The organism is Bradyrhizobium sp. Mp27, from assembly GCF_029953005.1.
In the GTDB taxonomy this organism is placed as follows: domain Bacteria; phylum Pseudomonadota; class Alphaproteobacteria; order Rhizobiales; family Xanthobacteraceae; genus Bradyrhizobium; species Bradyrhizobium barranii.
The window spans coordinates 1-5,371 of record NZ_JASAUS010000290.1 but is presented as its reverse complement, the minus strand read 5'-3'; the positions used below and the strand labels follow the sequence as shown (position 1 = coordinate 5,371).

The following is a 5,371-nucleotide window of genomic DNA, read 5'->3' as shown; positions in this document are numbered from 1 at the left end:
GGCCATCGCCAGAAGCATCACGCCCCCGTTCGAGGTCAGGCGACCGCCATCGAAGGCAGCTGTGACTTTCTTGGCGTGAACGGCTGGAAACGAGAAGGGCAGAATCGTATCATCGGTCATGGCGGGCGTGGCGTTCGCGGTTGAAGGTGATGGGGTGGCTTCGCAACCGAATCCTACGCCGCATCAGCGCTTTACACCACGCTCGCCAGCCCTCAGGCGCACTCTTACGAATAAGACGGGCTAGAAACGAAACTTCGAACCTGAGCCTTCGGAGAAATTCTTTGAGCCTATTCAAGAGTGCCGATTAGGGCCGTTGAAATAGCATGAGCGAGAACTTGGCGGTTTTCTGGGTTGCTCACCATTGTCGCGTGGTTGCCTGGAACAGGTACCGCATGAATGGCCCCCGCATCGACGACCAGGTCCCAGCCAAGCTTTGGCAGGTTTGCATCGCGACCAGATTGCTTGTCAGGCGGTACCCAACGACTAAGAGGCTCACTGGCATAAAACTGGTATATTTCAATTGGGAGCGACGGAATGCGATACGATTGTAGCGCCCGTTGAAATGCCGCGGCCCTTTGATACATCGAGACGTCACTGTGAAGATCGTGATCTGGAGCTAACGCTCCTGTTTGCTGCGCCTTTTCGAGCAACTCAGAGATGGAACATTGTTCCGTGTCGCGTTCTAAAACCTCGCGATATTCATCGCGCAAGGTTCCACAACGATCCAAAACAAACTCTCGCGCCAAATTCTTCAGTGATGCGTTCGAAGAAGCCCCAGGTAGACTGACATCGATGAAGGCCATGAACGACACAACTTCATCACTACTCAGTAATCGCTCGGCAATTGCATAAGCCAGGATTGCACCTGATGAGTATCCAGCAAAGCGGTATGGGCCACGTGGCTGGATCTGTTTAATCGCAACAATCACCTCCGCGGCCATCGCCTCAAAAGTCGGTGGACGAACGTCATCGAAAGGTGGCCATGGCAGAGCGTAGACTGAGCAGTCTGCATCCATTTCCGCCGCCAAACCGAGGACATACGAACAATCTCCAAAGCCTGACGGGACAAAGAAGAGCGGTGGTTGCGATCCGTTCGGTCGAACGGAAATCACCGCCGAGTTACTGGGCTGCACTTGCAAACAAATCTGCGATGCGAGTTCCTTCAGAACAGGTGCGCGGAAGAGGTCGGTGGCGCTAAAACTCAACCCAAGATTTGATGCTCGACCGAGCATCTGCACGGCCAAGAGCGAGTAGCCGCCCAGTTCGAAGAAGTGGTCGTTGCGCCCGATGCGCTCGACACCAAGGAGCTCGGCCCAGATCTGCGCCAGCGCCGTCTCGACCTCACCTGGCGGTAACTGGTAGGCCGCCAGCGCATAGGCCTGATCGGACGGCGCCGGCAGTGCGTTCCGATCGAGCTTGCCGTTCACCGTCAGCGGAAGCGCGGCCAGCCGCACGAACGCACTCGGCACCATGTAGTCCGGCAGTCGCGCACTTAAGTGCGCGCGCAAGGCGCCCGCAAGCGCGCCTCCACCGCCCTCATCCGAGCCGGCCTCGGGCGCGCAGACCACATAGGCGATCAGATGCTTGTGGCCGCCGCCGTTCTGGCGCGCCAGCACCACCGCCTCGCGCACCCAGGCGTGCTCGCAAAGCCGCGCGACGATCTCACCCGGCTCGATGCGGTAGCCGCGAATCTTCACCTGATCGTCGTTGCGGCCCAGGAACTCAAGATTGCCGTCCGGCAGATAACGGGCAAGGTCGCCGGTCCGGTACAGCCGATCGCCCTCGACAAAGGGACTGGCGATGAACCGCTCGGCGGTCAGCTCAGGGCGGTTCAGGTAGCCCCGTGCCACCCCCGCCCCGCCAATGTAAAGCTCGCCGACCGCACCGAACGGCACGGGCGCGCCATGGCCATCCAGCAGGTACACCCGCGTGTTGGCAATTGGGCGCCCGATCGGGACCACCGACCCATTGAAATCAGCCGGGCAAGTCCAGATCGTCGCGCAGACTGTTGCCTCGGTCGGGCCATAAGCATTGACCATTGATGCTGGGGCCAGACTTCGGATGAGTTCAGGCTTAGGCAGCTCTCCGGCAAGAATGAGAACTTGCGCAGCCAAACGTTCCGGATCCTTGCTCGTCTGAAGCAACGCTGGGGGTAGTGTCGCGTGGGTGATGGCTTCGCTTCGGAGATAATCCGATAGCTTGTTCCTCGCTTGACGGATCTCTTCCGCAGGCAAGTGCAAAGCCGCTCCGGAGCCAAACGCCATAAGAAGCTCCCAAGCGCTTGCATCAAAAGCGATGGAGGCGAACTGCACGACTCGGCTGTTGGAAGAAGCGCCAAAGAGGCCGACCTGAGCCGACAGCAGATTGACCAACCCCCGATGCTGGACCATGACCCCCTTTGGGGTTCCGGTTGAGCCTGAGGTGTAGATCACATAAGCGAGATGGCCGGATGTGAGGCCAAGCGTGTGCCGGTCTGGGTTCGAAGCCGGCCGTTCGGCCCAGGCGGGCGTGGCCGTCTCCAGATCAATGACCGTCACCTCGGTCAGCACTTCGGGGCCGAGTGCTGCGCGACCGACGACGTCGCATAGCAGCAGCCGCGGCGCGGCATCGTTGACAACCTGACGCAGCCGCTCGCTGGGATAGGCTGGGTCCAGCGGCAGATAGGCACCGCCCGCCTTCAGGATCGCCAAGATGCCAACCATCATCATCAGGCTGCGTTCGAGGCAGATTGCCACCGGCTGGTCCGGCTTGACCCCAAGCTCGATCAGAAGATGCGCCAGCCGGTTGGCCCGCGCGTTGAGCTCGCCATAGCTCAGCCGCTCGTTTTCGCAGACCAGCGCCACCGCCTCCGGCGCCTTTTGCACCTGCGCCTCGAACAGCTCATGGACGCACTGCTCTGTTGGATAGGCCTCTTCCGTCCGGTTCAGATCCTCCAGCAGATAGGTGCGCTCCTCAGCCGGCAAGATGTCGAGCTCGCGTACCGGCGTATCCGGGGCATGCTCCAGCGCCTCTGCCAGCTGCTCGAGCGACCGCTGCATGTAGCCGCAGATCCGATCCGCCGAGATTGGCTCCGCCACCTGCACAGTGAGGCCCAGCGCCTCGCCAAAATCCTCAACCGACAGGGTCAGCGGATAGTTAGTGCGTTCCTCCCCGCCCAGCCATTCCATACCCGACAAGACATCATCCGTCCCGGAGCCGGGCACAGCCGGCGCCTTGTTGTGACGATAGTTCAACAGCGTGCTGAACAGCGGCGCCGACGCCGCAATAGCGCTGCAGCGCTGCGCCAGCGCCAGCGAGGCATGCTCATGTGTCAGCAGCTCGGCCAGCCGGGCGTGCGTGGTCCGCACGCTCGCCTCGACGGCGGTCCCATCAAGATCAAGCCGCAGCGGCAGGGTGTTGATGAACAGTCCCATGGCGCGGTCGGCGCCGGCGCTGCCCTGCAGGCGGCCCAGCAGCACCGTGCCGAACACCACCTGCTCGCGGCCGCTGCTGCGCGCCACCACCTGCCCCCACGCCAGATGGCACAGGCTCGCCAGACTCACGCCCAGCCGCCGCGCCTGTTCCGCCAGCCGCGCATGGAGCGCTGGCGGCAGCATCCGATACGCCTGACGAACCCCGCCGCCGTCGCCGCGCACCTCGCTCAAGTTGAAGGGCGTGGTCGGCTCGTCGATGCCGGCCAGCAGCTCCCGGAAGAACGCTTCATCCGCCTTGGCATCACCGCGTAGATGCGCCTGCGCCACCAGATTGCGGAATGGCTGCGGCGCCGTCAGCTCATGCTCGCGCCCCTCCAGCTTGGCCCGGACTTCAGCATGCATCACGTCCCGGGTTGCGTGATCCCCGATCAGATGATGCTGCAGCTCCAGCAACAGCCAGCGCGCGCTGCCGGGCTCGCGCGCAATCACAAACCGCAGCAGTGGCGCCCGGCCGAGCTCGATGCGGTGCCGGCGCGGATCAAACCGGTTCCTGAGCTGCTCAGCGCCAGCGCCATCAGCGCCATCCAGCTGGACCTCGATCACCTCCAGTCGCGCCTTCCGCCACACCACCTGGACCGGCCGCGACAACCCCTCCCAGACAAACGAGGTACGCAGGATGTCATGCCGATCTACCACCCGCTGGATCGCGGCAAGATAGCGCGCGAGCAGCCCACGCTCGGCAAACGCCATCTGCGACACCAGGAGGTATGGATCGCCCTTTGCCGCTAGCAAATGATGGAACAGGATGCCGTCCTGCAGCGGCGACAGACCGTAAATGTCCTGGATGTTGCAAACCCCGCCGGGTACCGTGGCGATGATCCGGTCGATCTCGTCCTGCGCGAGCTCGATCAGCGGCAACATCTCCGGCGTTATCGCCACGCTCCGCTCGGTGATCAGGTTGGCCGGGACTGCCACCTCGTGATGGCGGCCCAGGCGTGCGGCCAGATCCGCGAGCACTGGCTTGACGAACAAGGTGCGCACCTCGATGCGCAGTGACCGCCGCCGCAGATGCTCCATCATCTGCACCGCCAAGAGCGAGTGCCCTCCCAGTTCGAAGAAGTTGTCGTGCCGTCCGACCCGCTCCAGCCCCAGCAGCTCGGCCCAGATCTGCGCCAGCACCGTCTCCATCTCGCCCTGAGGCGGCGCGTAGGTCCGCCGCGCATATGCCTCGTCGCCCGGGGCCGGTAGCGCTTTTCGATCGAGCTTGCCGTTCAGCGTCAGCGGAAGCGCCGCCAGCCGCACGAACGCACTCGGGACCATGTAGTCCGGCAGCCCCGCACTCACATGCGCCCGCAAACCGCCGGCAAGATCAGATTCCTCAGCTCCGGCGGCAACGACATACGCAACGAGCCGCTGCTCGCCGCCACCATCCTCGCGCGCCACCACCACCGCCTCGCGCACGGAGGCATGCTCGCAAAGCCGCGCCGCAATCTCGCCCGGTTCGATGCGGAAGCCGCGAATCTTTACCTGGTCGTCGTTGCGCCCTAAAAACTCCAGATTGCCGTCCGGCAGGTAGCGCGCCAGGTCGCCGGTCCGGTACAGCCGGTCGCCCTCGACAAAGGGACTGGGGATGAACCGCTCCGCGGTCAGCTCAGGGCGGTTCAGGTAGCCCCGCGCCACCCCCGCCCCGCCAATGCAGAGCTCGCCCACCGCACCGAACGGCACAGGCGCGCCATGACCATCCAGCAAGTAGACCCGCGTGTTGGCAATAGGGCGGCCAATCGGGACGATGGCCTCATCAAACTCAGCCGGGCAGCTCCAGGATGTCACGTCGATCGCGGCTTCAGTCGCCCCGTGGGTCGGTCAAAATCCCCCGGGTATGGTCACTTGAAACTCCCCCACCTGATGATCGCCGTCAGCGCCGCTGAACAGCAGTAGCCGGTCAGGCAGGACGTTTA

General features: G+C 63.3%; 1 protein-coding gene and 1 pseudogene. Both read right to left on the bottom strand.

What is annotated here, in order from left to right:
- Positions 1-287 precede the first annotated feature (287 nt).
- Positions 288-4,601 (bottom strand): amino acid adenylation domain-containing protein, encoded by a 4,314-nt coding sequence (locus QJT78_RS48065; protein WP_348652438.1) that lies wholly within the window; start codon positions 4,599-4,601, stop codon positions 288-290.
- Between the two features lie 87 nt (positions 4,602-4,688).
- Positions 4,689-5,255 (bottom strand): annotated as a pseudogene (locus tag QJT78_RS48060) (AMP-binding protein); the annotation flags it as partial.
- Positions 5,256-5,371: the final 116 nt, after the last annotated feature.

What these genes read in the sequence shown, in the direction of transcription:
- QJT78_RS48065 (WP_348652438.1), bottom strand. Translation starts at nt 4,601, where the DNA reads ATGGAGACGGTGCTGGCGCAGATCTGGGCCGAGCTGCTGGGGCTGGAG.